The following is a 23,900-nucleotide window of genomic DNA, read 5'->3' as shown; positions in this document are numbered from 1 at the left end:
GGTCGGCGAGTTCGTGCTCGAGCTCGACCAGCGGATGGTTGGTGCCGGAGATGTTGCGCGTGCCGCCGGCGCCCGAGCCCATGGCGGTGACGGTGCGGGTCATGGCCTCGGTGACGGCCGCGTTCTGGCCCATGCCGAGATAGTCGTTCGAACACCAGACGGTGATCTCGCGCGCCTCGCCCTCGTGACGCCAGATCGCCTGGGGAAACCGGCCCGCAATCCGCTCCAGATCGGCGAACACCCGGTAGCGCTTCTCGGCGTGAAGGGCTTCGATCGCATGGGCGAAATGGCGGGCGTAATCGATCATCAGGCGGACTCCTTACTTCGGAAGAGTTCTAATCCTGCAGGGCCTGCTTGTCCACGCGGGGGCGGGAAAAGGTCGCGCCGTGAAAGGTGGACCAAAGTGCCAAGGAGCAGGCCGGAGCGGCGTTTCCGCAGGGTTTGTCAGCAGTCGACCGGACGGTCTCAGGTCCGTTCGTCGGACGTCCCGGCGTCGGGACGATCAGCTGTCTCCTCCTCCTCGGACGATCCCATGAGGCCGGCCGGTTTCGTGCGCGCCCGCGCCTGATCCTTTCGGCGCTTCAGATTGGCCCGCAGCTCCCGCTGCAAACGCGCGTCCCGCTCGCTATCGCCCTTGCTCATCTTCGTTTCGTCCTGATCCTTCGCACGCGAAGACGGTTCCGCCGGACCCGGTCCTACCGCGCGCTTCGTGAGGCCTCGCGCTGCATGGCCGCGATCGTATCGGCTTCGGGTTGCCAAGTGGTGTGTGACGCAAGACGGCTCCAGTCGAGAACGAAGGGTTTTCGAAGGGTCTCGAAATGGGAGCGCTTCCCGAAGGCCTTGAGGAGAGCATTGGTGAGGGCGTCGGGTACGGGCACCAGCATCGGGGCGCGACCTCTGCCGCGCCGAAGGCCTGCGACGATATCGGAGGGCGAGACCGGCTGGGCGTCTGCGACGAGGAAGGTTTCGATGAGCCCGGCCCGGCGATCGAGAACGGCGAGGATCGCAGCGACGAGGGAGGTAATCGAAACGAAGCTGCGTTGTCCGAGTTCTTTCGGCAGCGGGACCGGCAGCGGGCTGTCGGCGAGACGCTTCAGGAGCGCAACCATGCCACGTCCGCCCGCGCCGTAGACGGGAGCTGGACGCAGGATCGTGAGGGTGACCCCGGTCTCGCGGGCGATCTCGATCGCCATCCGTTCGCCCTCCGCCTTGGAGCGCGCATAGGCACTGACCGGGGCGATCGGCGAGGCTTCGGAAATCGGCCAGTCCTGCGGCGCATGGGCATTCGCGGTCCCCAGAACCACGACCCGAGGGATGCGGGCCTGCGCAGCGGCTCTCATGACGGCGGCGGTTCCGTCGCGATTGGCGGCCATCAGCGCGGCCTCGTCGCTCGATGTCCTGTCGCTGCGGTTCGGATTGAGGGCGGCGAGATGGATCACCGCATCGAAGGGTTCACCGGACAGGAAGGCCGTGGGCTCGAGCGCCGAGAGATCGGATGGAGCGCGGATGAACGTGCCCCCGTCCATTACGCTCCTGACGAGCGGGACGACATCATGCCCGTGCGCGGCGAGTTCCGGAACGAGATGCCGGCCGACGAAGCCCGACGCGCCGCTGACGATGATCCTCAAAGCTGTTGCCTCTTTCCCTGCATCCCGTCTTTCGCCTCTTCCGATCGAGGATGGACAGCCGCGCACGGCTGCAATGCTCTCGATGTCGTGCTAGCAGATCGGCGATGAAACGTCTTTTCGATATCCTCGCAAGTGGTGCCGGTCTCCTGTTGACCGGCTGGCTGATCGCCGTTCTCGCCTTCCGCATCCGCCGCGAGAGCGAGGGCGACGGCATCTTCCGCCAGGAGCGGGTCGGCCGCGATGGCCGGGTCTTCCTCTGCTACAAGCTGAGGACGATGAAGCGGGAGACGCCCAGCGGGGCCTCCCATGAAACGCCCGCGGCCTATGTCACGCCGCTCGGCGCGAAGCTTCGCCGCTACAAGCTCGACGAGCTGCCGCAGCTCTGGAACGTCTTCAAGGGCGAAATGAGCCTCGTCGGGCCGCGGCCCTGCCTTCCGGTGCAGACGCTTCTGATCGAGGAGCGCATGAAGCACGGCGCTCTCGCCGTGCGTCCGGGCATAACCGGCCGCGCGCAGGTCGCCGGCATCGACATGTCCGAGCCGGTGCGACTCGCCGAGATCGACGGCGCCTATGCCCGCGAGCATTCGTTCTTCGAAGACCTGAGGCTGATTCTCGCGACGGTGACCGGTTCCGGGCGTGGCGACCGCGTGGCGCTGGAGGCGATGGCGCCGCAAGCTCCCTCGGACATGGATCGACCCGAAGAACCGCGTCACCCGGAGCGGACCCGCCATGGCGAGACCTGACGAAGACGGCGCGCCGATCCGAATCGTCAGCTGGAACATCCACGGGACGATGGGACGCGGCGGAAAGGCCGATCGGGAGCGGACATTGTCCGAAATCGTGAGGTTCGACCCCGACATCCTCATTCTGCAAGAGGTCGACGAGCGGACGGGGTTCGGCCGACCGGCGGACGCGTTCGACTTTCTACGGGACGGTCTGACGCTGAAACTGGTCGGGCCGGATGCGCGCCCGGCCGATCACTGCCGCGACGTGAAGACGGGTTCGCAGGGAGGCTGCGTCTGCGGCAATCTCTTTTTCACGCGCCTGCCGATCCTGAAGTCCGATGTCATCGATCTGCCCGGACCGGATATCGAGGCGAGGAAGGCAATCGATGTGACGCTTGCGGCGGGTTCGGCCGTCCTGCGGGTGATCGGTACCCATTTCGGTCTCCTGCCGACGACGCGGCGACGACAGGCGGGCGCGATCGCGAAGCGCCTCGGGGAAGGCCCTTCAGCTGCGAAGTTTATCGACGAGCCCACCATCGTCCTCGGCGATCTCAACGAATGGTCGCGGCATGGCTGGGTCGATCGCGCGCTCTCGCCGGTCCTGCCGACGGTCTACGCGCCGAAGTCATGGCCCGAGAGATTTCCGATCGTCTCCCTCGATCGGATCTATGCCTCCGATCGCGTGGAGATCGTCTCGGCCCGCACGGATGGCGAGGCGGGCAAAGCCTCGGACCACCTGCCGCTGATCGCCGATATCAGGATCGTGCGCTAAGCTTTCTGCGGACGGCGTAGAGAGCGATCGCGGCAGCGTTCGACACGTTGAGCGATCGGATCGCGCCGGGCATTTCCAGCCGTGCGAGGGCGTCGCAGGTGGCACGCGTCTTCTGTCTGAGACCCTTGCCCTCGGCGCCGAGGACGATGGCGATCCGGCTTCCGGTCGCCGCGTCCTCGAACCCGTTCTCACCCTCCGAATCGAGCCCGATGGTCTGGAAGCCGAGGCGGGAGAGCTCTTCCAGCGTGTCCGAGAGATTGCGCACCTCGATCTGCCGGACGTGTTCGAGTGCGCCGGACGCGGCTTTCGCGAGCACACCGCTTTCCTGGGGCGAATGGCGCGAGGTGGTGACGAGACCGTCGGCGGCAAAGGCGGTCGCGGAGCGAAGGATCGCGCCCACATTGTGGGGATCGGTCACCTGATCGAGCACCAGAAGAAGCGAGGCCTCGCCCAGTTCGTCGAGGCGCAGCGGCTGCAGGGGTTCGGTCTCGAGGCACACGCCCTGATGCACCGCATCGCCTCCGAGCAGCTTGTCGAGGGCCTTGGGTTCGACCATGTGGACCGGGCAGGCGATCTCGCCCTCGCTCACCTCGAGCCGGGAAAGGGCGTTGCGCGTCACGTGCAGCGCAAGCAGCTTGCGCTCGGGATTGCGCAAGGCAGCCGCGACGGTGTGGATACCATAGAGGCGCAGAGGTTCGGCGCCCGCCGGCTCGCTCTCACGCTTGCGGTCGCGATGGGCGCGCCGCAGATTCGCGTAGTGAGTATCCTTGGGCGTATGGGAGGGTGTTTCCTGTGTCATGGAGAAGCCTTATCGGAGGCGTCTCGGCGGGACAACTCGTCGCCCGCCGGCGATCGAAATGGATCGGTCGGATTTTGCCGTCGAAACCCGTTGACAGGGAGCGGCACGCAAAGCATAACGCCTCCCATCGTGACCGCCTCGGGGCGGGCATGACACCGGCTCGACAGGTTCTCACGGATCTGCCGAACGGCGGCTCGGAGGGGTGTCCGAGTGGTTAAAGGAGACGGACTGTAAATCCGTTCGCTTAGCGTACGCTGGTTCGAATCCAGCCCCCTCCACCACCGCCGTCGATCATCCGGTTCCGCGGGTATAGCTCAATGGTAGAGCAGCAGCCTTCCAAGCTGAATACGCGGGTTCGATTCCCGCTACCCGCTCCAAGCTTTCCAACCACTTAGCGATGCCCGCGTGTCACTCGTGTCAGAGGCGTGTCACGGCCGAAGCTTCTGTCGCGCGAGCGCCGTGGCACGGTTCGATTCGAGCACGTCCGAACGAACGTACCGGAGCGTCGTCTTCGCGTTCGAATGGGTGGCGAGTTTCCGGGCCGCTTCGATCCCGCTCACTGCCTCCGTCTCGCTGATCGCGCCCGCGCGTGTGTCCATGGACCAGACATGGTCCGGCACGCCGGCATCCTTCGCGATCTCTCGCCACGCCTGCGCGTAATAGTTCTCGCGCCACGGTGCCTTCGTTTTCTCGTTGACGATCAGCGGCCCGATCTTCGGGAGATCGAACTTCGAAAGAACAAGCATCGTCAGTGGGCAAAGCGTCAAGTCGTGAGACGATCGGCTTCCCGTCTTGGACGTCGCCTCGATCGTGAGGATGAGGTCCGACGAGATGACGCTTGCCGAAGGCCCTTGCCAGCGCGTGTTGCCTCGAACGATCCCGCCCTCGCCAGCCTTGGCCGGCAGCCACTCGCCGATGATATCGATCCGCCTCAGCGCAGTGTCCCACTGAAGGGCCTGGGTAAGGGCGATCGAGAAGCGTTCGAGTTTGATCGCTTGCTCGACGACAGCGACCGCGTGATCGTACTCGAGCATGACCGTTCTGGCCTTCGGCGCCTCGAATCGGATGAGAGACAGGATCTCTCGAGCCCGCCGGCAGTCGTCGAACCGCTTCTGTGTGCCGTAGCTGAGAACAGCCCTCAACTTCCTGATGGCGTTGTGCCCACGGTGGACGTTGGCGCCATGGTTGCCCCACTTCTTGTTCCAGCGGCGGAAGTCATCGCCGTTCAACTCCTCGACGAATCGATCGCCGACGGTCTCCTCGATGAGAGCGAGCATGGGCAGATAATCGCGGGCGCGGGTCGAAGCCTTCAACGCCTGAAATGGCGACAGGTCGTCGTGGCGATATAGCTTCAGGAGCGAGCCGAGCGTGCCATCGTAGGCGACGGCCGGGCCCGTGTCATCCATCTTGCCGCGGAGCTCGTCGGTCAACGCCTGGCAGATCTCAACGATCTGTTCGTCGGTCGCGTCGTCGGCGATCGGCTGTGGCTTCGCCCACGCTGGCGCGCCCTTTACGGCTCTTTTCGGATCCCAATAATGGGCGAGGGTGCCGTTCGCCCTTCGCCGGTATTTGTATCCTGGTCGATCTTTCCGCATCAGAACCTCTCTGTGACAGCGGCGGCGGGAATGCCGCCGTGCTGATGAGGCTCCAATCCTGATCGCCTGTCAAAGTAGCGCTCGACGGCCTTGCTGTCGGTGCGGTCCGTCAACCGGTCTCGCCGGGGAAACTCACGGATCGCCCGGAGGCGCCGCAGGGCTGCCGCGGTAAGGCCGAAAGAGGCGCGCAGCTGCTCGTCGGTCATGAACCGTGGCGAAAGGTGCTCACCCATCTCGCTTGCCTCCCTCTCGATCCTCTGGCCTCGTCTGTGTCGGTTTGGTCCGTCCGAGCGAGCGTGACAAAACAGCCATCCAGGCCTCTTCAGTCAGCGCCTCGTCTATCTCGCGGAGATCCGCAAAGGTCAGACTGCCGGGGTTGCGGATTTCGTGCGCCATGACCTTGCCCCATCGGGTCTGACGGTGATCAGTGCTGGCGTCCTCGGCGTAGCGCGCAAAGCGGTTCATCCAATCGACGCACAGTTCGCTGCCATCGTGCCACGCACCGCCGCAGTTGGGACAGTGATAGCCTTCGGCATCCGACCGGGGCTGGTTGCGGGGGTCAGTCAACATGGGCGGGCTCCTGCAATAGACCCCTGTTCCATTGCCATGCCGCCGTCGCCGCGTCCGAATAGGCGTCCTCGATCGGATCGATCTGTCGCCCGCAAGACCGGCACAGAACGAAGGTTTCCATCGCGTCCTCAGCCACCCGATGGATCTCCATCTTTGGGGTCGATCCGCAATGGCATCTGTTAAGCTTCCCCGTCACTCCGCACCTCCCTGCGAGCGGATGGCGGCGGCGATCGCCATGCTGTTTATCTCGCCGCCGTTCGGGCCGTCGAAGAATTGCCCTCCGTGAGCCCAAGCCTGCCTGTCGGCAATCTTCGCACAGGCTGCCCGCTCGTCCTCCACCGCCTGAAGCACCCTGGCATCTGCCTCGGCTTGGGAGGCTTGGAGGGCGGCGATGCGGTCGGCGGCTTCGGTGCAAAGAATCCGGAGTGCAAGGACCTTCCTTCGAAGCTTGTCCCGGCTTTCTACGCAGCCTTCGCCATCGGTGCATACGTGGTCGTGAAACTCTCCTGCGCCTTCGCGATCGCATGAGACGCAGGAGCATCGACGGCATACGCGTTGCTTCTCCAGCTTCGCGATCAGCGTCTCGGTATCAGCGGCCATCTTGATTGCCCTCCTGGGTGGGTGCTGCGGGAAGGGGCATCCAGTGGGTTGGATGGTCATCGACGGGGTTGCCGTCTTGATCGCACCATCCGCTGTCTTCTAGAACGTCCCATGCCAGAACTCGATATTCGGGTGTCATGTCGCCGTCGAAGCTTTGAGAAAACCAGACGACGGTGACGATTGGCGTTCCATCACGCGGCGCGGCGTTCATGTCGGAGTTCCACCCCTCCACCGACTTGCCCTGCTCGTGGGAGGCGAGGGCTTCCCATCGGCGGACCTGTTCCATCTCGCCATTTTTGCTCCACAGCACGCTTCCGGTCTCGACATGCTCGCGGATGATCTTGCACGCTTCCCGCAGCGCATCCGCCAGAGCGTCGGATCGTGCGGCTCGGGTGGCGAGACAAACCGGCTTACCGGCTGGCGAACATCCGAAATGAGCTTCGGCGCTCGCTCCTGTGGTAAACCTGAGGCCGCAGTGGAAGCAGACCCATCCATCTGCCGGTGCAGGATAGGTCGGTGAATTGTCGGCCATCATCTGCTGAAGCTTGCGCGCATGAGCGCGAAGCTCCTCGACGTGCCGTTCGCAAAGTCCTCCTATTTCGATGTGTGCATTCGCCCCTGCACAGTAGCGGGCATCATCACGCTGCATCGGAGCCTCCTTCGGTGGAGAGGGTGGCGCGGAGTTTTGCGATACGCTGCGTCCGCGCGCTATTCGAGACGCCGACGCTCAAAGCGAAAGCTTCGTATTCCTCAAGGCAGCGAAGCTCCACCCGCGCATTGCTCTCGGCGAGTTGCCTGCGCAGATCGGCGGCTTCGGCCTCGGCGGTTTCGGCTCGCTGCCGCGACTTGACCGCTGCATTTCGCATGAACGTGGCTTCCTCCAGCGCTTTACGCTCGATCGTCGCGGCGTCAGCGGACGAGACGGGAGGATGGGCGTAGAGCGGGCTTTTCGCCATGCGCTCTATCTCGCCAGCCAGTTGGTAAAGATGGGCTCTGTTGAAACTCTGTTCGCCGCCGCTCGGGCGATCATTGTTGGCAAGAAAACGCAGCGCCTCCGGGACGGTCTCGTTGCAGCCGTTCGGCCATCTCACCGCCTCCACCTCGCCAGTCTCGGCTGGGGTGGTGGCGAGGCATTTGAACGGAGCCCAATGTGAAGGGCCGTACTTGTCATCGCGGCTATGGTTCACTCCGGTCCCGATATCGACCATCCCGGTATCGATGAACGCCCACGGGTACTCGGCATCCCCGGTCCACCATCCTGCCGTGCGGGTGTCTTCACCGAAGAACAGCAAGATGGGCGTGCCGTCTTTCGGGGCGGTTTCCATCGGCTCCAGCGGCACCCGCACATCCACGGCGGTCGGCTCGGGCTGGGCGGCGATACCGGTCAGATCACAGAAGCGGGATAGGAGCTCGTGGCGCGCACGTTCCGGCGTCCAGAACTGAAGCTCTACACCGAGCGGAGCGCCGGTGTCGTTCCAGGTGACGGGAGGCACTTCCATATTCTGAGCCGCTTCGTCGGCGAGTATGCGGCCATCGGCATGTTTGACCTCTGCCGGCATGTCGACCGGCATATCGAACCGTTCGCAGACTGCCGACATGATGCGGTCTTCTGCTTCACGATAGCCCATGAGAGACGGCTTGATCGGACGAGGAACGTCCACGAGGTAGGCTTCGCTGGCGTCGTGCATCAGCGCCCACAAAGCGTGCTCGGGAGCGACGGAGCGGGACAGTAAGACCGAGTGCTCCGCCACGCTGTAGAACCGCCGGCAATGGCCGCCGAAACGGCAGAGCATCGACAGCGCGTGGGCGATGTCTTCGATGCAGACTTCCTCGGGGCGAGGATCGATCGGCCAGAACTGGCGGCCTGTTGCGGTCTGCATCCAGTCGCCTTCGCGGGCCGTGTGGGCGGCGTGGGTCTGTTCAGCCTGGGTCATCGGGCGTCCTCATATTGTCGATTGCGGCCGGTCTGGAACGTGTTGCGGGAGCGGAGGCGGGAGTTGCCGGCAGGCTTTGGATGAAGCCCCAGGTGCTTCGCTCGCATCCGTGCGGTCTTCGATTTGATCGCAACATCCTCGGCGGTCTTTTCCGCGTGCGGCTTGCCGGCGAGTATCGGAGCGATATTGCTTTCGCGGTTCTCGCCTCCGTTGCAGAGAGCGATCACGTGGTCGAAGTCCTTCGCGTCGGTCGGGCCGATCTTCACGCCCGTCCGATGGCACTTACCGCCGTGACGGACGAAGATGCGCTGTTTCACGCGGGGCGGGATCGGCGTGTCCGGCGTCCTGCCGATCCACTCGGGCACGTCTCGGCCACCCAGCGGGTTGTCGATCATGGGGACAGCCTTGCTCATGGCCGAACGTCCTCTTCCCGAGCGCCGATCTCGGCCGCAATCAGCTTCACAGCCATATTGAGGTTCGACTTCCCGGTGATGACGTCATTCGCCCGGTCGACCACCTTCTTCAGCCGGTCGTGGTGATCCTCGCCGATCTCCTTCTTCCAGACCGAGAGGTTCGATCCGATCGCCTGTTGCCGTTCACGCTCCGATAGATCCGCATTGGTGGCGGCGGCCAGGAACTTGGATGCGGCCTCGGCGAGCAGGTTCGTCACGTTGCTGGACAGGTCGGGCTCGCGCTCGTCGGCGGGGTCGACGTGCCCGTCTTCGGATTGATTTCCTCCAGGGTCTCCGGCCGGGTCCAAACCCTTATCGCTCGGGGCCTCAGCATTGATTTCCTCCCCCGAACCGGCCGGGTCACCTTGGCCCGCGTCGACCATATTGGTGACGTCGCCGGAATGGTCACTGGTATCGGGATCTCGATATCGGCCTTCCCCGCCTTCCTGACGCCCTTCGATCTCCCCGGCGACGTGAGACCGGCTGAAACCTTCGTCGGGCTCTGACGGGTCGCTGTGGGGCTTGGCGGCGGCAAGGCGTGCGGAGAGTGAGGGGCGGGGCTCGGGCGTTACATCCTTCGCGCCCGAAAGCTCGTCGCGATCATAGACGCCGAGAATGACCTCGGGGAAATGACGACGGGCGCCAGCGCGCACGGAATAGTAGGCGAGTTGTTGATCCGGGTCGGACTTCCAGAGCGGGGAATTCTTCGGCGTGATCGTGCTGAAGCGCGGGCTCTCGTAAACGTGCGTCGATCCATCGTCAGCTTCGAACGTCACGACGCATTGCCGATCCGCGCCAGCGCCGCGGTATTCGATCGCCGGGCGCTTGGCGAGGCCCGCGCGGGTGTTGATCACGGCAGCGATCAGCTGCGCCTCATAGGCCATCCGGCCGCCGACATCATACGACTTCTGAGCGACGGCGAACGGGTCCATTTCCCACTGGAACGCCTGCATGCAGACAGCGAGGCATGCTCCCGGGTTCTGCCGAAGGTGCTTCGGGATGGCGATGTCCGCCTTCGACATGACCTCAGCAAACCGGACGATATCGCCGAGGTTCTGCGGGGCTATCTGGCCGCCGTTGTCGCCGCGACCGAAGGCGACGGAATTGATCGACGTGCGATCGTTCTGAACTGCGAGAGCGTTGCTCATGCCGCTGCCCTTTCGTCGTGGTGAAGCGCTTCCTCACGCTCGAGGAAATCGTCGATCTTGGATTTGTGGAACGGCTTGAGTTGAAGGTCGGATTCGCCGCCACGGAACGGGCGGGCACCGGGCCATGACCCGTTGTTGAGGCACTGCCGGATCGTGCGCAGCGACCACCGCAATGCTCGCTCGCCTCGATCCAGTTCGTGCTGAGAGAGTTCGACGTGCGTCGTGTCCGGCACTTCGTTGTTCAGCACGTAGAGCAAGACGAAGGTTTCGAACGGCATGCCGAGGTGACGGCAGACGAAGCGCGTCATGGCGCCTTGGAGCCAGTAACAGGCGTCGAATGCCTGCCGCTCCAAGAAGTCCTCGCTGAACGAGGAACACGTCTTGAGGTCGGCGAAAACGCCATCAGCATTCGACAGGACGTCAGGACGGCATCTCACCCAAATGCCGGTCTCTTCGTCCTTCCATGCGATCGTGCGCTCGACCCGTCCGTTCAGGATACCCTGGCGAACCTCAGGGTAGTTCGCTGCGTCATCTGCGATCCGCCGGACACGTTCGAGATCGTCCAGCGTCACCGGCGTCTTGCCCGCGGCCCTGACGGCATCGCGCCATTCCTGCGCGGCCTTCGGCTTGTAGTCCTTCCACTGTTCCGGCCGGACCTCGAAGGCATCCTTAAACACCTCGTCACCTAGCAGGAGGCAATGCACGCACTTCCCGAAATCAAGAGCGTCGGACGTCTTGCCTTCCACTCGGTTCGGGTTCTCGATCCACCGACCCCAGAAAGCCTTCGGAGATCCTCCGAAAACCGGCAGGAGGTGCTTCAGGCTGCTCTTCGAGATCGACGGCCCGTCGAAGAGATCGCGCTTGCCGTGGTAGGTCGAGAGCGGAATGTTCCGGTACGTGCCGGGGGTGGTGATCGTCTTACCGTTCCAAACGAGTTCGGCCATTAGGCCCTCCTATTGTGGTGGTGTTCAGCGTCCGCCGGCGGCGCGGTATGCGCGAAGGCCGGCCTCAAAATCTTCGATCCATCCCTGCCGGCGATCGGCGGGCATGCGGTCCCATCGGTGGGCGCTGTTGTGGCCGCGGACGAACCGATGGAAGAGGCCGAACCCGCCGGCCTCGATTGCCTTCCGGTCGTCGCGGTGGCGCGTGGTCTCGGGCTCGTCGGGGTCAAAGCTCTGGCACAGCGCGCTCATTCCGCACCACCGATCAGCCGGTCCAGCTTCTCTTCGATGCGGGCGAGGCGGTCGGTCTCGCCGCCGAGTGCCGCTGCGATGATGGCGACGATCTCGGCGGTAGAGGATCGACCGTTTGCGTCGGCGCGCGCCTTGATGGCCTCTCGCATGCCGTCGGGCACGCGCAGCATGATCTTGTCGTTGGTTCGGTTCGTTCGAATGTCCGTCATCGGCATCGCCTCCGGCTCGCTCGCATCCTCTCCGAAGCTCGCCAGAAGGCGGGCGACGATCTCGCTGTTCATGCTGCGGTGGTTTGCCGTGGCCGCTTCCTTGAGACGGTCGCGAAGGCCGTCGGGCATGCGGGTCATGAACCCTTCCGAATTGGTCCGGTTCTCGCTCACGCCGCCACCTCTGCGCCGACCGACGCCTCTTCTCGCGCCGCACGGATCGCCTCGCCCAGCTTGGCGTATTCCGTCTCGATCCGTTCCAGGTGATAGGCCTCGCCGAACGGGCTCATGCCGGCGAATGCGGCTTCGTTCATGACGAGGGTGGCCTGAAAGGCGATGCCAGAAAACCGATCCGGTGCCGCTGCGATGTGTGCGCCGCTCATGAGGTGGGTTCCTCAGACTGGCGTGCGGAGACGGGCTGAAGCCGCGCGAGACGTTCTTGTCTCTCAGCGATCTCGTTCTCGATCGCCGCCTGCTTCTTTGCGATATCTTCGGCCTCGGCCACGCGGTACCGAGCCATATCCTCGTCGCTGACAGGAACGCCAAATTTGAGGGCCGCACGAACGCGAACCATGAAATAATAAGGTCGCGATGAATCGAAGTGCTCTGACTGCTCCGCAAGATCAGCGGCAATTCGATCGCGGCGCTTTTGCTCGGCTTCCTCCATGCTGGCGCACGGAATGATCTCATTCCAACCGCCTCCTGACCCATCTCGATAGGAGTTCACCCGCCACGCCAAATTGCCGTTCGTTGTCCCGAAAAGGCTGATCAGCTTGAGCCCTTTAGAGCGGCCGTACTCCACATCCTCGAATTTTGATAAGGGACTGATCTCGTAATCGCCGCCGTACTCTCCCGGCTCGACAACGTGAGTGATACGCCCTTCAATGAAGTCTTCGATGCGGTCCAAGCCGTCGTACTTCTTGAGCGCGTCCAGCCGCCGCCGGACCTCGCGCTCGGCATTCAAAGCTTCGCTCGTGAGCTCGAAGCTTCGCGCTTCCAGCTCTCTTGCCCGCGCCTCAACTTCACGAAATTCCTCATCCACGATCTCACGCGGCGCTTTCTCAAAAAGCTCGCATTCGATCGTTATTGGTCCATGTGCGTATTCTTGATCGCCGTCGTAGGTTTCGACCTGAAGGATCTGCGCAACGACGTGGCGAGCGTCTGCGGTCGCGGCGACGTACGTTACCTTCCGCCCGTCGCGGGTGAAGTAGCTGTGGCCGTTCTCGAATTGGATCATTTACTGCGCTCCCATGCTGATGCCCCGGAACGAGGCGAAGTCTTCCTGGTGGTGTGGATTGACCCTCTCCGCAGAGGCAGAGGCGATGGCGAGGATCGCAGCCATGCCGAAGGTGGCGGTGAGGATCGTGAGGCGGGTTTGGGTGGTGTAGGTCACGACTTGCCCTCCGCCTTCGCGATGGCTGCCTCGAACTCTTCCACGTCGAGTTCCGAGAACGTCATCACCAGACCGCCGCCGAAGCTGCCTTGCACAAGCTTGGCAAGCCGAAGGAGTTCGGGAGCGGCTTCCCTGAGCGGGTCCGTCGCCTCTCCCGGCGCATTGCGCTCTGTCTTGGAGAGGGCGGTCTCAAGGGACGCTTGCCTCGCGAGAAGGGCGGCGAGATCGCAGCAGGAGTCTGCCCATCGAATGTCATCGGCCAAGTTTTCGGCCTCAATCCGCAGCGCCGCCTCCAGTTCCGCATTACGGTCGCGGAGAATGCCGATCTCGGCCAGGTCATCGGCGCGGGTGTTCCAGCGGTCGGCCCATTCAATCGGCCAAGAGAAACCGCCGAGGATGCACTGGCCCTGCTCGACGTGTTCGAGCTGACCAAGATTGTCCTTCATCGCGTCACCGCACATCGGGCAGGGCTTGATGACCGGAGTGTTCTTGCCCTCGGTCATGCCGCCCGCTCCAGCTCAACGCGGATTTCGCGCCTCTCTTCGTTCGCGATCTCGCCTTCGATGATTGCCAGCACGTCGCCGATCGCGCGGCAGTAGCCCTTCGCGTCGTCGGTCATGCAAGCGGTGTCCGGTGCGCCGAGAGCGTTCACCCGCTCCCACAAGGCCTTTAGCTGTTCGAGGCCCATCGTCAGATCCTCCGCCCGGTGTCATCGAAGCGGTCGTAGTTCAGGCCGCGAAGGACCGGCCGCGAACGCTGGAGCGGGGCGCTGCGGTACTTCTCCGCAAACGAGGCATCGAGGTTTTCGATGACCGGGATGCAGTCGGTGACCTCGGTGAGGCCGGCGAACTCGTCGTCATCCTGGGCCGCTGCGAATGCCTCGTCGTTGTCGTAGAGGAAGTCGAACAGTTCGTCGGCGCGACGGATGCACTGGATCAGCTCCTGGCGGGCATCACGCACTGTCGGCATGTTTGATGCGGCCATGGGAGGCCTCCTGTGGATTGGGGATGGGAGAGGGGCCTACGCGCGGCTCTTCTTGCTGCGATGCTCGCGACGGGATCCAGCAGTCGCCGACAGTTCCAGATGCCGGTATTCCTTCACGTCCCGGCGCTCGTTGAAGTTGGCGATTGGCTCATGTGGCCGGCGCACAGGCTTCGTCATGCGAGACAGGGCGCGCTCTTGGCGAAGGCGAACGCGTTCGGGAAAATTTGCAGGCTTCATCGGGTTGTCTCCAGAGATTGTGGGGATGGGAGAGGGGCAGCATTTGCGCTGCCGGGAGATCAGGCGGCGAGATCAGCGAGGTAGCCGCTGATCTCGTCGTCGCTGATTGTTTCGAACGAGAGGCCACGCTTGCGAATCCAGCCGTCGCCAAAACGGGCCACGAGGTTAAGGCGGACAACAGCGTGAGCCGCCGACATGCCGAAGCGATCGGCCAAAGCCCATGCATTGAGGGTGTAGGTCGCTGCGGTCTGCATCTGGTCTCTCCATCGGTGCGGCGGTTGCTGCTGATGGAGACGGTTAGACCACGCAACACGCATCATGTCAACATCATTCGTGTTGATTGACACGGAAAATGTTGATACTGGTCGCGCATGCTCAAGCGAAACGACGACGGCCAAGCGGCCAAAGAATTTTACGAGAAGCGTCGTGCCTGGGCGGAATACGCCTGCACGCACGCAGAACTCTCCGACCGCGCGTTCCGCGTCGGGTTCTGGCTATCGCGCCGGATGAATGGCGATGATCAGTGTTGCTGGTATTCTATCCCGAGGATCGCGCGCGAGATGGAGCGAAGCCCTCGATACGTTCGCTACGCCGTTGCCGAATTGCGCGATGCGGGTGTCATGCTCGTGGTCGAGCAAAAGGGGAAGCCGAACACGTACCTGCTACGCGCTCCGTTTTTTTGACCCCGGCAAGATCATGCCGCACTACCCCGGCAAGATCGTGCAGGCCTACCCCGGCAAGATCGTGCCGCCGAATATATAAAGGGGAATCTGTAAAGCTAATTCCTAAAGGGGTTTCATTCTTAAGGTTCTGGCTTTGAGATGGAAGACGTATCCACCAGGCGTTCGCTCGCCTGAAGCGCATCGTCCAGACGCTTCTTCACCTCGCCGGTAACGGCTTCTCTCAAGACGCCATAGGTCGAGAAGACGTGCCCGCATCTCTCGCATGAAACCGGCGTATCGGCGCTGATCTCATCTACGGCAACGACCAGGGGATGCGAGCAAGCCGTGCAGCGAAGCCGGAAGTCCTCGTAATCGCCGCGAAGGACGCCATCGACCATCGCCTCTCGCCGAGCGTTCGCATTGTCGACCACTTCTCCGAGGAAATCGAAGCTGTAGCGGATGCCAAGGGGGCACCATTCGTAATCGCAGTCTGGTGGAGGCGTGGGCGTTTCCGCTTCTGTGCCGTCGAGCCGCGCGCATCCTCGGCAGTCTGGGAACGTGCTTCGATAGGAGGCCGAAGCGTATGGGCTCGAGGACGAACGTTCGATTTCGCGCGCCCTGTTGTGCGTGAAGAACGCCCGCATCACGGTGTGATAGTGGGCTTCCATAGGCTTCGCTTTGCCGGCATCCGTCAGTTCCTCATATGCCGACTGCGACATGAAGCCGTTGGCTCGAATGCCGGCTTCCCGTTTCTCGTTTCTCGATAGCTGCGGGCCGGCCTTCCTGTGCGCGGTAACGACGCTGCGCGGATGTTGAAAGCCGCAGGATTGGGCGAGATGGGCGACGTTCGAAACAGCCGATGGCCGCAGGTACTGCAAGGCGTCGACAGCCTCCTTCGCGGCCTCTTCGATCGTCATCATTCGCGTGTCAGCCTTCCAACGATGCGGCCGATGATCTTCACGTACTCGGCTTCGATGTCCCGGTTCGGGATGGCTTCGTTGTCCGAAATGACCGTCACCATTGGCGGGTCCGATCGATAGACCTTCGTCAGGCGCTTCACGCTCGGCGCGTCGTCGTCGACGCTGATCAGGAAAACCACGCCGTCCATGAACTGCGTCTGGCGAAGATCCACAAGAACGCGATCGCCAGGCTGATAGTTCGGACGCATGGAATCGCCAACGATCGGGAGCACGATGCTCCCGCTGCTCTTGGCGCGCAATTCCGCCAGCCAGTCGTCTGAGAAGACCCACTCGGCAACGACCGGGTGCGCGCTGAAGGCCTGGCCGTTCGCCGTCATCTGCACGATCTCGCCAACGCGGCCTTCGCCGGCACCGGCTTGCACGTCAACTTCCGGAACGCCGCCAGGACGCTTCGGCCGATACGCGGAGGCCGAACTGAAAGCGCCGCGCTCTTCGTGCCGTTCGAAATCGGTATCCGCCTCGACCCTCTCATCTCCCGAGCCGGTCAGAAGCCAACCGGGCGCTACGCTGAACCGGCGCCCATATAGGGTGGCATATTCTGGTCCGAATTCGTTCTGGCCGTTCTCATGGGCGCGATAGGTTGACGGGTTGATTCCGACGGCCGCCGCAGCTGCCGAGGCTGATCCATAGCCCGCTTCAACTCGTGCCTGCCGCAGGCGGTCGCTCATTTCGCTCATGGCGAGAAGCTATTCCGTTTTCCGACACGAATAATGTTGACATGCAACATCAATCGTGTTGAATAGCGACATGCAGACGCCATCGGACATCATCAACAGCTTGGGCGGGAATGCCGCCATCGCGCGGAAGCTCGGTATCAGCCCTAGCGGCGTGTCCGAGATGAAGCGTCGGAACTCGATCCCGGTCAAATATTGGTCCGGCCTCATCGAGATCGCGAACGAAGGCGGGCACACGCTGTCCGCTGACATGCTCATCTCCGCACATGCGAACGAGGTCGCGGCATGAGCCGATACATCATTGCGTTTACCCGCGACGGCTTCGTGGTTGTCACAATCAACGGCGCTCCGGTCTCCGCCGTCGAAATCACCCTCACTCCTTCCGAGGCCCGCGTCGTTGCGCGAAACCTGACCGCCTGCGCCGACTATATCGACGCGCCTCGCGATCCATCACCCGCCGGGCAGATGCGCGTTCCTGGAGGATCGGCAGCATGACCCGGACCAACCCCATCGAACCCGGCCGCATCCTTAACCACCAGCTTCGCACCGAGGCGACGGACCACGTCTTCGACCGCCTTCCGGTCTCCCGCCCCGTCAGCCTCATGGATGCCGGCGCTTTCCAGTGCCGGGCCATTCTCGGCGGCAACGGGGCGGAAACGATGTTCTGCGGCGCCGACACCTGCGGCTCGCGCCTGACCTACTGCGCCGATCATCTCGCGATTGTCATCGGCAAGGGCACGGAATCCGAACGCACCGTGGGCCGTGAGCTTCTGTTTCTGACCGAAAGGCGAGCGGCATGACCCATCACCCAATCCGTGACGCGAAGTTGAACGTCTACGTCCGTGAGGACGGCGCGGCCATCGTTCTGATCGAAGGCGCCGGACCGTTGCCATTCGTCCGCGGTGCCAGCGAACGCGAGGCTCTGGCGAAGGCCGAAGAGTTTCGGGCGAAGGTCATTGCCGATCATGAGGCGTCTTTCATTCGTCGGCAGAAAGCCGCCGAGAAGGCCAGGCGCACCCGGCAGAACAAGTCGGAAGCGGCGTGACCCATGGACGATCCCACAACCCTCATATCGGCGGCTTTGATCGTCATCCTGACGGGCCTCGTCCTTGCACTTGTTCTTCGCCACGGCGGCGGGCGTCAGGCGCCGATTGACTGGGGCCGGTTCGGTGAGACGGACGGGACCCGCGAGGACGGGCTCGAGCCATGATCGAGCGAACACCTGCCGAACTCCGCGAGACGATCGAGCTCCTTCAGGAGCGCATCGCGCAGCTTGAGAGCATCCTGGGGCAGTCATTCGTCGCCCCTGCCCATTGGGGCCTGTCCCACAAGCAAGAGAAGCTCGTCGGCCTGCTCATGGCGAGAGAGCGCGTCACAGCCGAAGCCATCCTTTCCGTCGTCTGGCACGGCGAGGAAGACGCAGGGGCAGAGCGCGTTCACACGCTGGTCTCCAAGATGCGGCCGAAGCTCAAGGCTCTCGGCGCCGATGTCGAGTGCAGCCGGTACACCGGGTATCGCCTCATCGGGCGCGAGAATTTGCAGATCCACGAGGCTCGGCAATGATCGGCGCCCCAACCGAATACCATCCCTGCGGACTTCCGACGGGCGACAGCGGGTCGCTCGACAAAGCCGATGCGCGCCCCGCGCGGGGAATGGTGGATCATGAGTCGGGGCAATCGGCTTACACCCGCGACGGCGGCGAGGGCTTCGGCTCTCCCGTTCGGACCCATCAGTTTTCCAGATGCGATCGTCTCTCGGCCTGTCCTCGTGGGTCTGACGATCGTTGCGGACGCGGCCCGGTCCGCCGCATCTCCGGGCGCGTCCGCACTCTTTCCCGGCTTGCCGTCCTCCCGACTGGCAACGGTGGCGGGACCGGATCGGGGCTTTGGTCCGGTCCCGATCTCCTCCCGGCGGGATGCCGAGAGGATGGATCGTCTGGTCTCCGCGATCGCCGAAGAGGCGCGTCGAGCGGACCAGTAGTCGTCGGGCTCTATGCATTTTCTGCATATTGCTCCGCGCTGAAATTCTGCGGGACGGTTGCAGCCGTCGCCGCGATCGGACGGGTTGCAGCCCGCGCCGTGAGAAGTGCCGTCAATGTCAAAAGCGTCTTCCATGCCCGCAACATGGCATCGGAGACGTGTGCATGTCCGACAGCAGAAACCGCGAAAACAACAATCGCAAAGCTTACGATACGATGACGACGATAGCCCGCGAAACCTACGGCATGTTGGAGGTTCTGACGGTCTCGCGCCATCGCGGACCTCGCGACACCTGGGGCGCAGCGCGCGATCGGACCGCGCGGGAGATCGGACTGAAACCCGCCTACGCGAAGCGCCTTTGGGAGCGGTGGGCGGAAATGCGCGACGTTTCGGGCGCCGCCTACAAGGCCGTCCGCGAAGCCTACGACGCGCAATGCCTCAAGAACGAAATGATGGCCGATCACCACGCAGCCGTCAGGGAGATGATCGCCAATGGTGCGACTGACGAAGAGTGCCGGGCGGCGGATCGCCGAATGGCTCAGGCGCTTGTGGGCGCGGCGGAAGAGGCCGCGAACGCCAAGACAGGGCGAGCCAAAGCCGAGAGGTAGGCGATGACCCCGGCCAACGACAACCACCCCCAATCCGTCGGTGCGATCTGCCGGCGTCTCGTGAACCACCTGCGCAAAGGAACGCGGAAATGAGCCAGACACAGACGGCCGGGAACGGCCACAACAGCGAAGGCCTGACGAACGATCAGGCCATGTGCCTCGCGCTCATGCACCGCCGCGATTACCGGCGCGCCATGGATGCGAAGAAGACGGCGGATGCCGCGGTCCGGAACTGCGGAAAGCTGATCAAGGCCGATCTCGGCAAGCACGGCCTCGACCAGATCAAGGTCATGATGGCGATGGAGAGCGAGGACGGCGCCGAGAAGGTCCAGGCGGAGATCAAGGCGAAGACCCAGGCGGTGAAGTGGTCGAAGTCTGCGGACGCGCAACTTGGCCTCTTCCCCGAGAAGGACAAGAACGGCGAGACCAAGGCCTACAACGCCGGCAAGCTGTCGGGCATGGACGATGAACCGCTGCACAATCCCTACGGCGCCGCGACCAGCGACCACGAAGACTTCGCGCGCGGCTGGCACGCCGGCAAGGCGGTCATGGACGATCTTCTCGCGCAGCGCGCCGAGGCGGCAGCCGAAGAAGAGGCCGGCGACGAGCTCGTGAAGGCCGGCGGCGATCTCGACGAAGACGACGCGAAGGAAGCGGCCTGACCGCCCGTCCCCTCATTCGCGCTGGGCGGCTCAGTCGCCAAACCACACCGCCCAGCGCTCACCCCGAACGGTATCGAACGGAGACCCCATCCATGACAGAGGAAGCCATGGGCGACAACGCCCGAGCTCGTCGGTTCTGGACCGATGAAGACACCGCAGCCGTCCGGTCCGGTTTCGCTGCCGGCGAGCCGATCGCGTCCATCGCCGCCCGCCTTGATCGCTCGGCCACGTCCGTCGGCGCCCACGCCAAGCGCCTGAAGATCAAGCACATGGGCGAGCGCGTCATCTGGACCGAAGAGGTTCTTCAGCGGACCTATCGCCTTCTCTGTGAAGGCTACAGCTACGGCGAGATCGCGAAGATGTACGGCGTCACGAAGATCGCCGTCCGGTCTCGCTGCAACGCGACGTGGGTCGGAGCGGCGGCGCGCGAGAAGCTCGGCGTCACGAAGTCCAAGCCGGTGCGATTCTGGACGAAGGAACGCCGCGACGAACTGGCCCGCATGTATCGCCTGGAATGGCCGCTGAAGAAGATGGCGAAGGCGCTCGGCGTCACGCTGCAGTCGATCCGTCACCAAGCGGCAGAACAGGGCTTGAGCGACCGCGAGCGTGGCGCCCGCATCATGGGTGCCCAGCGGCGCGGGAAGAAGCACAGCGCGAAAGCCATTGCCGTCATGAGCGAGAAGGCGAAGGCCCGCTGGCAGCGCCCCGACTATGTCAAGAAGCAGTCCGCCATCGTGAAAAGCGAGCACATGGCGACCATCAGCCGGATCGCGAACGATCGGCGCCGCGGCTTCTCGATCCCCGACGACAAGCTCGCCGACTATCGCACCTATCGGGACAATGGCTATTCGCCCGCCGAAGCCGGCGAAGCGCTCGGGCTAGTCCAGGCGGTGGCGGCATGACCATCGCTCCAGACTATCGGCAGTTTCTTGACGCCAAGGCGAAGATCGCCGAGCGGGTCGGGTTCGAGGTGGACTTTTCCGAGATCAATCCGGCGCTCAAGCCGCATACGCGGGCGATCGTGAAATGGGGCGTTGCCGGCGGGCGGCGGGCCTTCTGCATGTCCTTCGGCCTGCACAAGACCTCGACCCAGCTGGAGGTGATGCGGCTTCTCGGCACCCGCGTTTCCGGCAAGCGGCTGATCGTCCTGCCGCTCGGCGTGCGGCGGGAGTTCTTCAACGAGGCCGCCGAGCGGTTCACGGGCGATTTCGCGGTCCGGCTCAAATTCGTGCGCGGCGCCGAGGATCTCGAAGGCGACGACACGATCTACCTCACCAATTACGAGACGATCCGCGAGGGCCGCCTTGACCCCTCGCTCTTCCTCGCCGTCTCGCTCGACGAGGCGTCGGTGCTGCGGAGCTACGGCTCGAAGACCTACCAGACCTTCCTGCCGCTGTTCGAGGGCGTGCCCTTCCGCTTCGCGGCGACCGCCACGCCGAGCCCGAACCGCTTGAAGGAGCTGATCCACTATGCCGGCTTCCTCGGCATCATGGATACCGGGCAGGCCCTGACGCGGTTCTTCCAGCGCAATGCCGCCAAGGCGAACGACCTGACGCTCTATCCGCACAAGGAACGTGAGTTCTGGCTGTGGGTGAATTCCTGGGCGGTGTTCCTGCAGAAGCCCTCCGATCTCGGTTTCTCCGACGACGGCTACGAGCTGCCGCCGCTCGACGTGCGCACCCACGAGGTGAAGACGCGGCTCTATGACGGCTCGTTCGAACGGGACGGACAGGGCGTGCTCCTTCGCGACGTGGGCAACGACCTGGTGGGCGCGGCCCGCGAGAAGCGGGACTCGATCACCGAACGCGTGGCTCGCGTTTCCGAGCTGGTGGCCGAGGATCCGGCCGGGCACTTCGTGGTCTGGCACGATCTGGAAGCCGAGCGCTGCGCCATCGAGGCGGCGCTGCCGATGGCGAAATCGGTCTACGGGGCGCAGGACCTCGAGGCGCGCGAGGCGATCGTCGGCGACTTCTCGGACGGGCGGCTCGCGATCCTCGCCGGCAAGCCGGTGATGCTCGGGTCCGGAACCAACCTCCAGCGGCACTGCCACCGGGCGATCTTCGCCGGCATCACCGCCAAGTTCAACGACTTCATCCAGGCGGTGCACCGGATCGCGCGCTTCGGCCAGTCCGAACAGGTGCGGATCGACATCGTCCACACCGATCAGGAGCGCGGCACGCTCCGCATCCTCTTCGAGAAATGGCGGCAACACGACGAGACGATGGAGACCATGAGCGCGATCATCCGCCAGCACGGGCTGGAACAGCTGAACATGGCCGACGAGATGCGCCGGGCGATCGGCGTGACGCGGCGGGAGGCGGCGGGCCGGGACTGGCGCGTGGCGAACAACGACTGCGTGGACGAGACGCGGCGCATGGCGGACCATTCCGTCGACCTCGTGGTGACCTCGATTCCCTTCGCCAATCACTACGAATACACTCCGAGCTACAACGATTTCGGCCATACCGACGACAACGATCATTTCTGGGCGCAGATGGACTTCCTGACGCCCGAGATCGCCCGCGTGTTGAAGCCCGGCCGGATCGCCGCGGTGCATGTGAAGGACCGGATCCTGTTCGGTTCGGTGACCGGCTACGGGCGGCCTTCGGTCTCGCCCTTCCACGCCGAGACGATCTTCCACCTCCAGAAGCACGGGCTCGTCTTCGGCGGCATGATCACGGTGGTGACCGACGTCGTCCACGAGAACAACCAGACCTATCGGCTCTCCTATGGCGAGATGCTGAAGGACTCGTCCAAGATGGGCGTCGGTTCGCCGGAATACGTCATCCTCGCCTTCAAGCCGCAGACGGACCGCTCCAAGGGCTATGCCGACGAGAAGGTGGGCAAGGATCGCGAGGCCTATTCGCTGGCGCGCTGGCAGATCGACGCGCATTCGTTCTGGCGCTCCTCGGGCGACCGGGCGCTGACGGTGCCCGAGCTCTCGCGCCTACCGACCGAGACGCTGGCGAAGATCTTCCCGGCCGAGACGATGAAGGCGATCTACGACTATCGCGACCATGTGGCGGTGGGCGAGGCGCTGGCAAGCCGAGACGCGCTGCCGACCAAGTTCATGGCGCTGGCACCGGGAAGCGCCGACCCGGATGTGTGGCACGACGTGGTGCGCATGCGCACGCTGAACGGCGACCAGGCGGCCAAGGGCCGCGAGAAGCACATCTGCCCGCTCCAATTCGACATCGTGGACCGGCTGATCGAGCGCTACAGCCAGAAGGGCGAGACGGTGTTCGACCCGTTCGGCGGGCTGTTCACCGTTCCCAACCGTGCAATCCGGCTCGGGCGGCGCGGCACGGCCGTGGAACTCAACGAGCAGTATTTCGACGACGGCGTGAGGCTGCTGAAAGCCGCCGAAGCAGGCCTTGCCGTTCCTTCTCTATTCGATCTGATGGACGGGAGTGTAGCAGCATGACCCTCATCCTCGGCATCGACCCGGCGCAGAAAACCGGCTGGGCCTACTACGACACGTCCCGTTCCCTCGCGGCTATCCGTGCCGGCGTCATCAAGGCTGAAGGCGACGGCTATGAAGAGATGGCGGCGAACCTGTCCCGCCAGCTCGTCGTCATGATGCGCCGGGAGCGACCGGACTTCGTTTCGATCGAGAGCCCGCTCCGTGCGCCGCTTCAAGCGCGATCGGCGGCGAAGAACCGGAAGGGTCTCGATCTCGATGACCAGCCCGACGCGGCTGCCGGATTCGGCGGGCTCAACGCCGTCATCTCGAGCAACATCATGGTCGGGGCCATCATCTCGGCCGTCGCGATCAAGGACGTGTCGTGGGGCATGGTCTCCTCGGCGACCTGGCGCAAGACCTTCCTTGGCTTCGGCAGGCAGCCCGGATGGGACCGCAAGGCATGGAAAAAGGCCACGCGGGAGAAGTGCGCTGCGCTTCGCATCCCGGTCACGAACGATGACATGGCTGATGCCGTGGGTGTGGCGTTCGCGGCCCCGAACCATCCGATCTTCAAGATGATGCAACACCAGCGGTCGAAGGAGGCCGAGGCAGCATGACGACCATGGATCTTCAATCCCTCGAAACGCTTCTGACGGCCCGCCAGGGGATCGCTACCGAAGCGGCGAACGAACATCT

At 63.8% G+C, this 23,900-nt stretch carries 37 protein-coding genes, 2 tRNA genes and 1 pseudogene; 16 read left to right on the top strand and 24 right to left on the bottom strand.

From position 1 onward, the window contains the following. The 3 genes and pseudogenes from DYI37_RS03430 to DYI37_RS03425 all read right to left on the bottom strand — a co-directional run. Window positions 1–304: pseudogene (locus DYI37_RS03430) on the bottom strand (5-aminolevulinate synthase); the annotation flags it as partial. A gap of 161 nt (window positions 305–465) precedes the next feature. Further along, the gene (locus DYI37_RS19885) at window positions 466–642 is read right to left on the bottom strand and encodes a hypothetical protein (RefSeq protein ID WP_158555069.1); all 177 of its coding nucleotides are present in this window, start codon (window positions 640–642) and stop codon (window positions 466–468) included. A gap of 53 nt (window positions 643–695) precedes the next feature. Then, window positions 696–1,628: an NAD-dependent epimerase/dehydratase family protein gene (locus DYI37_RS03425; protein WP_158555068.1), complete on the bottom strand. Its 933-nt coding sequence runs from the start codon at window positions 1,626–1,628 to the stop codon at window positions 696–698. Between the two features lie 104 nt (window positions 1,629–1,732). Here DYI37_RS03425 and DYI37_RS03420 point away from each other — a divergent pair, with 104 nt between their 5' ends. Both DYI37_RS03420 and DYI37_RS03415 read left to right on the top strand, forming a co-directional pair. Further along, window positions 1,733–2,371 carry a sugar transferase gene (locus DYI37_RS03420; protein ID WP_116681753.1) on the top strand — a complete coding sequence of 213 codons (639 nt, stop codon included), beginning with the start codon at window positions 1,733–1,735 and terminating at the stop codon, window positions 2,369–2,371. Beyond that, complete coding sequence (locus DYI37_RS03415) at window positions 2,358–3,125, top strand: endonuclease/exonuclease/phosphatase family protein (RefSeq protein WP_116681752.1); 768 nt, start codon at window positions 2,358–2,360, stop codon at window positions 3,123–3,125. The genes DYI37_RS03420 and DYI37_RS03415 overlap by 14 nt, the downstream gene beginning before the upstream one ends. On the opposite strand, the gene rlmB is transcribed toward DYI37_RS03415, so the two are convergent. Beyond that, window positions 3,109–3,924 carry a 23S rRNA (guanosine(2251)-2'-O)-methyltransferase RlmB gene (gene rlmB, locus DYI37_RS03410; RefSeq protein ID WP_116681751.1) on the bottom strand — a complete coding sequence of 272 codons (816 nt, stop codon included), beginning with the start codon at window positions 3,922–3,924 and terminating at the stop codon, window positions 3,109–3,111. The two genes, DYI37_RS03415 and rlmB, sit on opposite strands and share 17 nt — an antisense overlap. Before the next feature lie 196 nt (window positions 3,925–4,120). Between rlmB and DYI37_RS03405 the strand changes: the two genes are divergently transcribed. After that, window positions 4,121–4,205, top strand: a tRNA-Tyr gene (locus tag DYI37_RS03405). A 22-nt stretch (window positions 4,206–4,227) separates the two neighbouring features. Beyond that, a tRNA-Gly gene (locus DYI37_RS03400) sits at window positions 4,228–4,301 on the top strand. A gap of 51 nt (window positions 4,302–4,352) precedes the next feature. Here DYI37_RS03400 and DYI37_RS03395 read toward each other — a convergent pair. The 18 genes from DYI37_RS03395 to DYI37_RS03310 all read right to left on the bottom strand — a co-directional run bounded on the left by DYI37_RS03395 (window position 4,353) and on the right by DYI37_RS03310 (window position 14,490). Then, a complete protein-coding gene (locus DYI37_RS03395) occupies window positions 4,353–5,330 on the bottom strand; it encodes a site-specific integrase (RefSeq protein ID WP_147307867.1) in 978 nt (325 codons plus the stop codon). A 188-nt stretch (window positions 5,331–5,518) separates the two neighbouring features. Next, window positions 5,519–5,752 carry a hypothetical protein gene (locus DYI37_RS03390; protein ID WP_116681749.1) on the bottom strand — a complete coding sequence of 78 codons (234 nt, stop codon included), beginning with the start codon at window positions 5,750–5,752 and terminating at the stop codon, window positions 5,519–5,521. Continuing rightward, window positions 5,745–6,089, bottom strand: coding sequence for a DUF2806 domain-containing protein (locus DYI37_RS03385; RefSeq protein WP_116681748.1), 345 nt, complete (start codon window positions 6,087–6,089; stop codon window positions 5,745–5,747). The genes DYI37_RS03390 and DYI37_RS03385 overlap by 8 nt, the downstream gene beginning before the upstream one ends. Window positions 6,090–6,281: 192 nt before the next feature. Then, complete coding sequence (locus DYI37_RS19745) at window positions 6,282–6,689, bottom strand: hypothetical protein (protein WP_147307866.1); 408 nt, start codon at window positions 6,687–6,689, stop codon at window positions 6,282–6,284. Next, on the bottom strand, window positions 6,679–7,338 hold the full coding sequence (locus tag DYI37_RS03380) for a DUF551 domain-containing protein (protein ID WP_116681747.1): 660 nt from the start codon (window positions 7,336–7,338) through the stop codon (window positions 6,679–6,681). The genes DYI37_RS19745 and DYI37_RS03380 overlap by 11 nt, the downstream gene beginning before the upstream one ends. After that, a complete protein-coding gene (locus DYI37_RS20115; protein WP_199520065.1) occupies window positions 7,328–8,623 on the bottom strand; it encodes a hypothetical protein in 1,296 nt (431 codons plus the stop codon). The genes DYI37_RS03380 and DYI37_RS20115 overlap by 11 nt, the downstream gene beginning before the upstream one ends. After that, window positions 8,620–8,940 (bottom strand): HNH endonuclease, encoded by a 321-nt coding sequence (locus DYI37_RS03370; protein ID WP_210209325.1) that lies wholly within the window; start codon window positions 8,938–8,940, stop codon window positions 8,620–8,622. The genes DYI37_RS20115 and DYI37_RS03370 overlap by 4 nt, the downstream gene beginning before the upstream one ends. Before the next feature lie 92 nt (window positions 8,941–9,032). Next, window positions 9,033–10,097, bottom strand: coding sequence for a recombinase RecT (locus DYI37_RS03365; protein WP_158555067.1), 1,065 nt, complete (start codon window positions 10,095–10,097; stop codon window positions 9,033–9,035). A gap of 122 nt (window positions 10,098–10,219) precedes the next feature. Continuing rightward, window positions 10,220–10,969: a PD-(D/E)XK nuclease-like domain-containing protein gene (locus tag DYI37_RS03360; protein ID WP_245413750.1), complete on the bottom strand. Its 750-nt coding sequence runs from the start codon at window positions 10,967–10,969 to the stop codon at window positions 10,220–10,222. 222 nt (window positions 10,970–11,191) lie between these two features. After that, window positions 11,192–11,416 carry a hypothetical protein gene (locus tag DYI37_RS03355; RefSeq protein ID WP_116681744.1) on the bottom strand — a complete coding sequence of 75 codons (225 nt, stop codon included), beginning with the start codon at window positions 11,414–11,416 and terminating at the stop codon, window positions 11,192–11,194. Beyond that, on the bottom strand, window positions 11,413–11,796 hold the full coding sequence (locus tag DYI37_RS20110; RefSeq protein ID WP_199520063.1) for an Arc family DNA-binding protein: 384 nt from the start codon (window positions 11,794–11,796) through the stop codon (window positions 11,413–11,415). The genes DYI37_RS03355 and DYI37_RS20110 overlap by 4 nt, the downstream gene beginning before the upstream one ends. Next, the gene (locus DYI37_RS03340; protein ID WP_116681743.1) at window positions 11,793–12,005 is read right to left on the bottom strand and encodes a hypothetical protein; all 213 of its coding nucleotides are present in this window, start codon (window positions 12,003–12,005) and stop codon (window positions 11,793–11,795) included. Before DYI37_RS03340 ends, DYI37_RS20110 begins: the two co-directional genes overlap by 4 nt. Further along, window positions 12,002–12,859, bottom strand: a complete 858-nt coding sequence (locus DYI37_RS03335; RefSeq protein WP_116681742.1) for a hypothetical protein — start codon at window positions 12,857–12,859, stop codon at window positions 12,002–12,004. Before DYI37_RS03335 ends, DYI37_RS03340 begins: the two co-directional genes overlap by 4 nt. Next, window positions 12,860–13,015 carry a hypothetical protein gene (locus DYI37_RS19880; protein WP_158555066.1) on the bottom strand — a complete coding sequence of 52 codons (156 nt, stop codon included), beginning with the start codon at window positions 13,013–13,015 and terminating at the stop codon, window positions 12,860–12,862. Beyond that, window positions 13,012–13,518, bottom strand: a complete 507-nt coding sequence (locus tag DYI37_RS03330) for a hypothetical protein (RefSeq protein WP_116681741.1) — start codon at window positions 13,516–13,518, stop codon at window positions 13,012–13,014. Before DYI37_RS03330 ends, DYI37_RS19880 begins: the two co-directional genes overlap by 4 nt. Continuing rightward, window positions 13,515–13,703 (bottom strand): hypothetical protein, encoded by a 189-nt coding sequence (locus tag DYI37_RS03325; protein ID WP_116681740.1) that lies wholly within the window; start codon window positions 13,701–13,703, stop codon window positions 13,515–13,517. The genes DYI37_RS03330 and DYI37_RS03325 overlap by 4 nt, the downstream gene beginning before the upstream one ends. A 2-nt stretch (window positions 13,704–13,705) precedes the next feature. Continuing rightward, window positions 13,706–13,999: a hypothetical protein gene (locus DYI37_RS03320; protein WP_116681739.1), complete on the bottom strand. Its 294-nt coding sequence runs from the start codon at window positions 13,997–13,999 to the stop codon at window positions 13,706–13,708. A gap of 296 nt (window positions 14,000–14,295) precedes the next feature. Further along, window positions 14,296–14,490, bottom strand: a complete 195-nt coding sequence (locus tag DYI37_RS03310; protein ID WP_116681737.1) for a hypothetical protein — start codon at window positions 14,488–14,490, stop codon at window positions 14,296–14,298. A 117-nt stretch (window positions 14,491–14,607) separates the two neighbouring features. Here DYI37_RS03310 and DYI37_RS03305 point away from each other — a divergent pair, with 117 nt between their 5' ends. Then, a complete protein-coding gene (locus DYI37_RS03305) occupies window positions 14,608–14,919 on the top strand; it encodes a helix-turn-helix domain-containing protein (RefSeq protein ID WP_116681736.1) in 312 nt (103 codons plus the stop codon). A gap of 119 nt (window positions 14,920–15,038) precedes the next feature. Here the strand turns inward: DYI37_RS03305 and DYI37_RS03300 are convergent, their stop codons facing one another. Both DYI37_RS03300 and DYI37_RS03295 read right to left on the bottom strand, forming a co-directional pair. Further along, window positions 15,039–15,818: a hypothetical protein gene (locus tag DYI37_RS03300; RefSeq protein ID WP_116681735.1), complete on the bottom strand. Its 780-nt coding sequence runs from the start codon at window positions 15,816–15,818 to the stop codon at window positions 15,039–15,041. Continuing rightward, complete coding sequence (locus DYI37_RS03295) at window positions 15,815–16,555, bottom strand: S24 family peptidase (protein WP_116681734.1); 741 nt, start codon at window positions 16,553–16,555, stop codon at window positions 15,815–15,817. Before DYI37_RS03295 ends, DYI37_RS03300 begins: the two co-directional genes overlap by 4 nt. A gap of 70 nt (window positions 16,556–16,625) precedes the next feature. Between DYI37_RS03295 and DYI37_RS03290 the strand changes: the two genes are divergently transcribed. From DYI37_RS03290 to DYI37_RS03245, 11 genes are all read left to right on the top strand, one after another. Then, window positions 16,626–16,841: a carph-isopro domain-containing protein gene (locus tag DYI37_RS03290; protein WP_116681733.1), complete on the top strand. Its 216-nt coding sequence runs from the start codon at window positions 16,626–16,628 to the stop codon at window positions 16,839–16,841. Then, entirely contained in the window at window positions 16,838–17,047 is a 210-nt protein-coding gene (locus tag DYI37_RS03285; RefSeq protein WP_116681732.1) for a hypothetical protein, read from the top strand. Before DYI37_RS03290 ends, DYI37_RS03285 begins: the two co-directional genes overlap by 4 nt. Then, window positions 17,044–17,352 carry a hypothetical protein gene (locus DYI37_RS03280; protein ID WP_116681731.1) on the top strand — a complete coding sequence of 103 codons (309 nt, stop codon included), beginning with the start codon at window positions 17,044–17,046 and terminating at the stop codon, window positions 17,350–17,352. The genes DYI37_RS03285 and DYI37_RS03280 overlap by 4 nt, the downstream gene beginning before the upstream one ends. Then, window positions 17,349–17,597, top strand: a complete 249-nt coding sequence (locus DYI37_RS03275) for a hypothetical protein (protein ID WP_116681730.1) — start codon at window positions 17,349–17,351, stop codon at window positions 17,595–17,597. Before DYI37_RS03280 ends, DYI37_RS03275 begins: the two co-directional genes overlap by 4 nt. A gap of 3 nt (window positions 17,598–17,600) precedes the next feature. Then, window positions 17,601–17,762 (top strand): hypothetical protein, encoded by a 162-nt coding sequence (locus DYI37_RS19875; protein WP_158555065.1) that lies wholly within the window; start codon window positions 17,601–17,603, stop codon window positions 17,760–17,762. Next, the gene (locus DYI37_RS03270) at window positions 17,759–18,115 is read left to right on the top strand and encodes a helix-turn-helix domain-containing protein (RefSeq protein WP_116681729.1); all 357 of its coding nucleotides are present in this window, start codon (window positions 17,759–17,761) and stop codon (window positions 18,113–18,115) included. Before DYI37_RS19875 ends, DYI37_RS03270 begins: the two co-directional genes overlap by 4 nt. A 580-nt stretch (window positions 18,116–18,695) precedes the next feature. Then, the gene (locus DYI37_RS03265) at window positions 18,696–19,139 is read left to right on the top strand and encodes a hypothetical protein (protein ID WP_116681728.1); all 444 of its coding nucleotides are present in this window, start codon (window positions 18,696–18,698) and stop codon (window positions 19,137–19,139) included. Between the two features lie 89 nt (window positions 19,140–19,228). Further along, a complete protein-coding gene (locus DYI37_RS03260) occupies window positions 19,229–19,801 on the top strand; it encodes a hypothetical protein (RefSeq protein WP_116681727.1) in 573 nt (190 codons plus the stop codon). Between the two features lie 92 nt (window positions 19,802–19,893). Then, window positions 19,894–20,703 carry a hypothetical protein gene (locus DYI37_RS03255; RefSeq protein WP_116681726.1) on the top strand — a complete coding sequence of 270 codons (810 nt, stop codon included), beginning with the start codon at window positions 19,894–19,896 and terminating at the stop codon, window positions 20,701–20,703. Next, window positions 20,700–23,225 (top strand): DNA methyltransferase, encoded by a 2,526-nt coding sequence (locus DYI37_RS03250; RefSeq protein ID WP_116681725.1) that lies wholly within the window; start codon window positions 20,700–20,702, stop codon window positions 23,223–23,225. The genes DYI37_RS03255 and DYI37_RS03250 overlap by 4 nt, the downstream gene beginning before the upstream one ends. After that, complete coding sequence (locus DYI37_RS03245) at window positions 23,222–23,821, top strand: RuvC family protein (protein WP_116681724.1); 600 nt, start codon at window positions 23,222–23,224, stop codon at window positions 23,819–23,821. Before DYI37_RS03250 ends, DYI37_RS03245 begins: the two co-directional genes overlap by 4 nt. The last annotated feature ends 79 nt before the right edge of the window (window positions 23,822–23,900 follow it).

The sequence above is a fragment of the Fulvimarina endophytica genome (assembly GCF_003403015.1).
GTDB lineage: Bacteria > Pseudomonadota > Alphaproteobacteria > Rhizobiales > Rhizobiaceae > Fulvimarina > Fulvimarina endophytica.
Note: the sequence above shows the minus strand (reverse complement) of the source record. Positions and strands in the feature narration are given on the sequence as shown.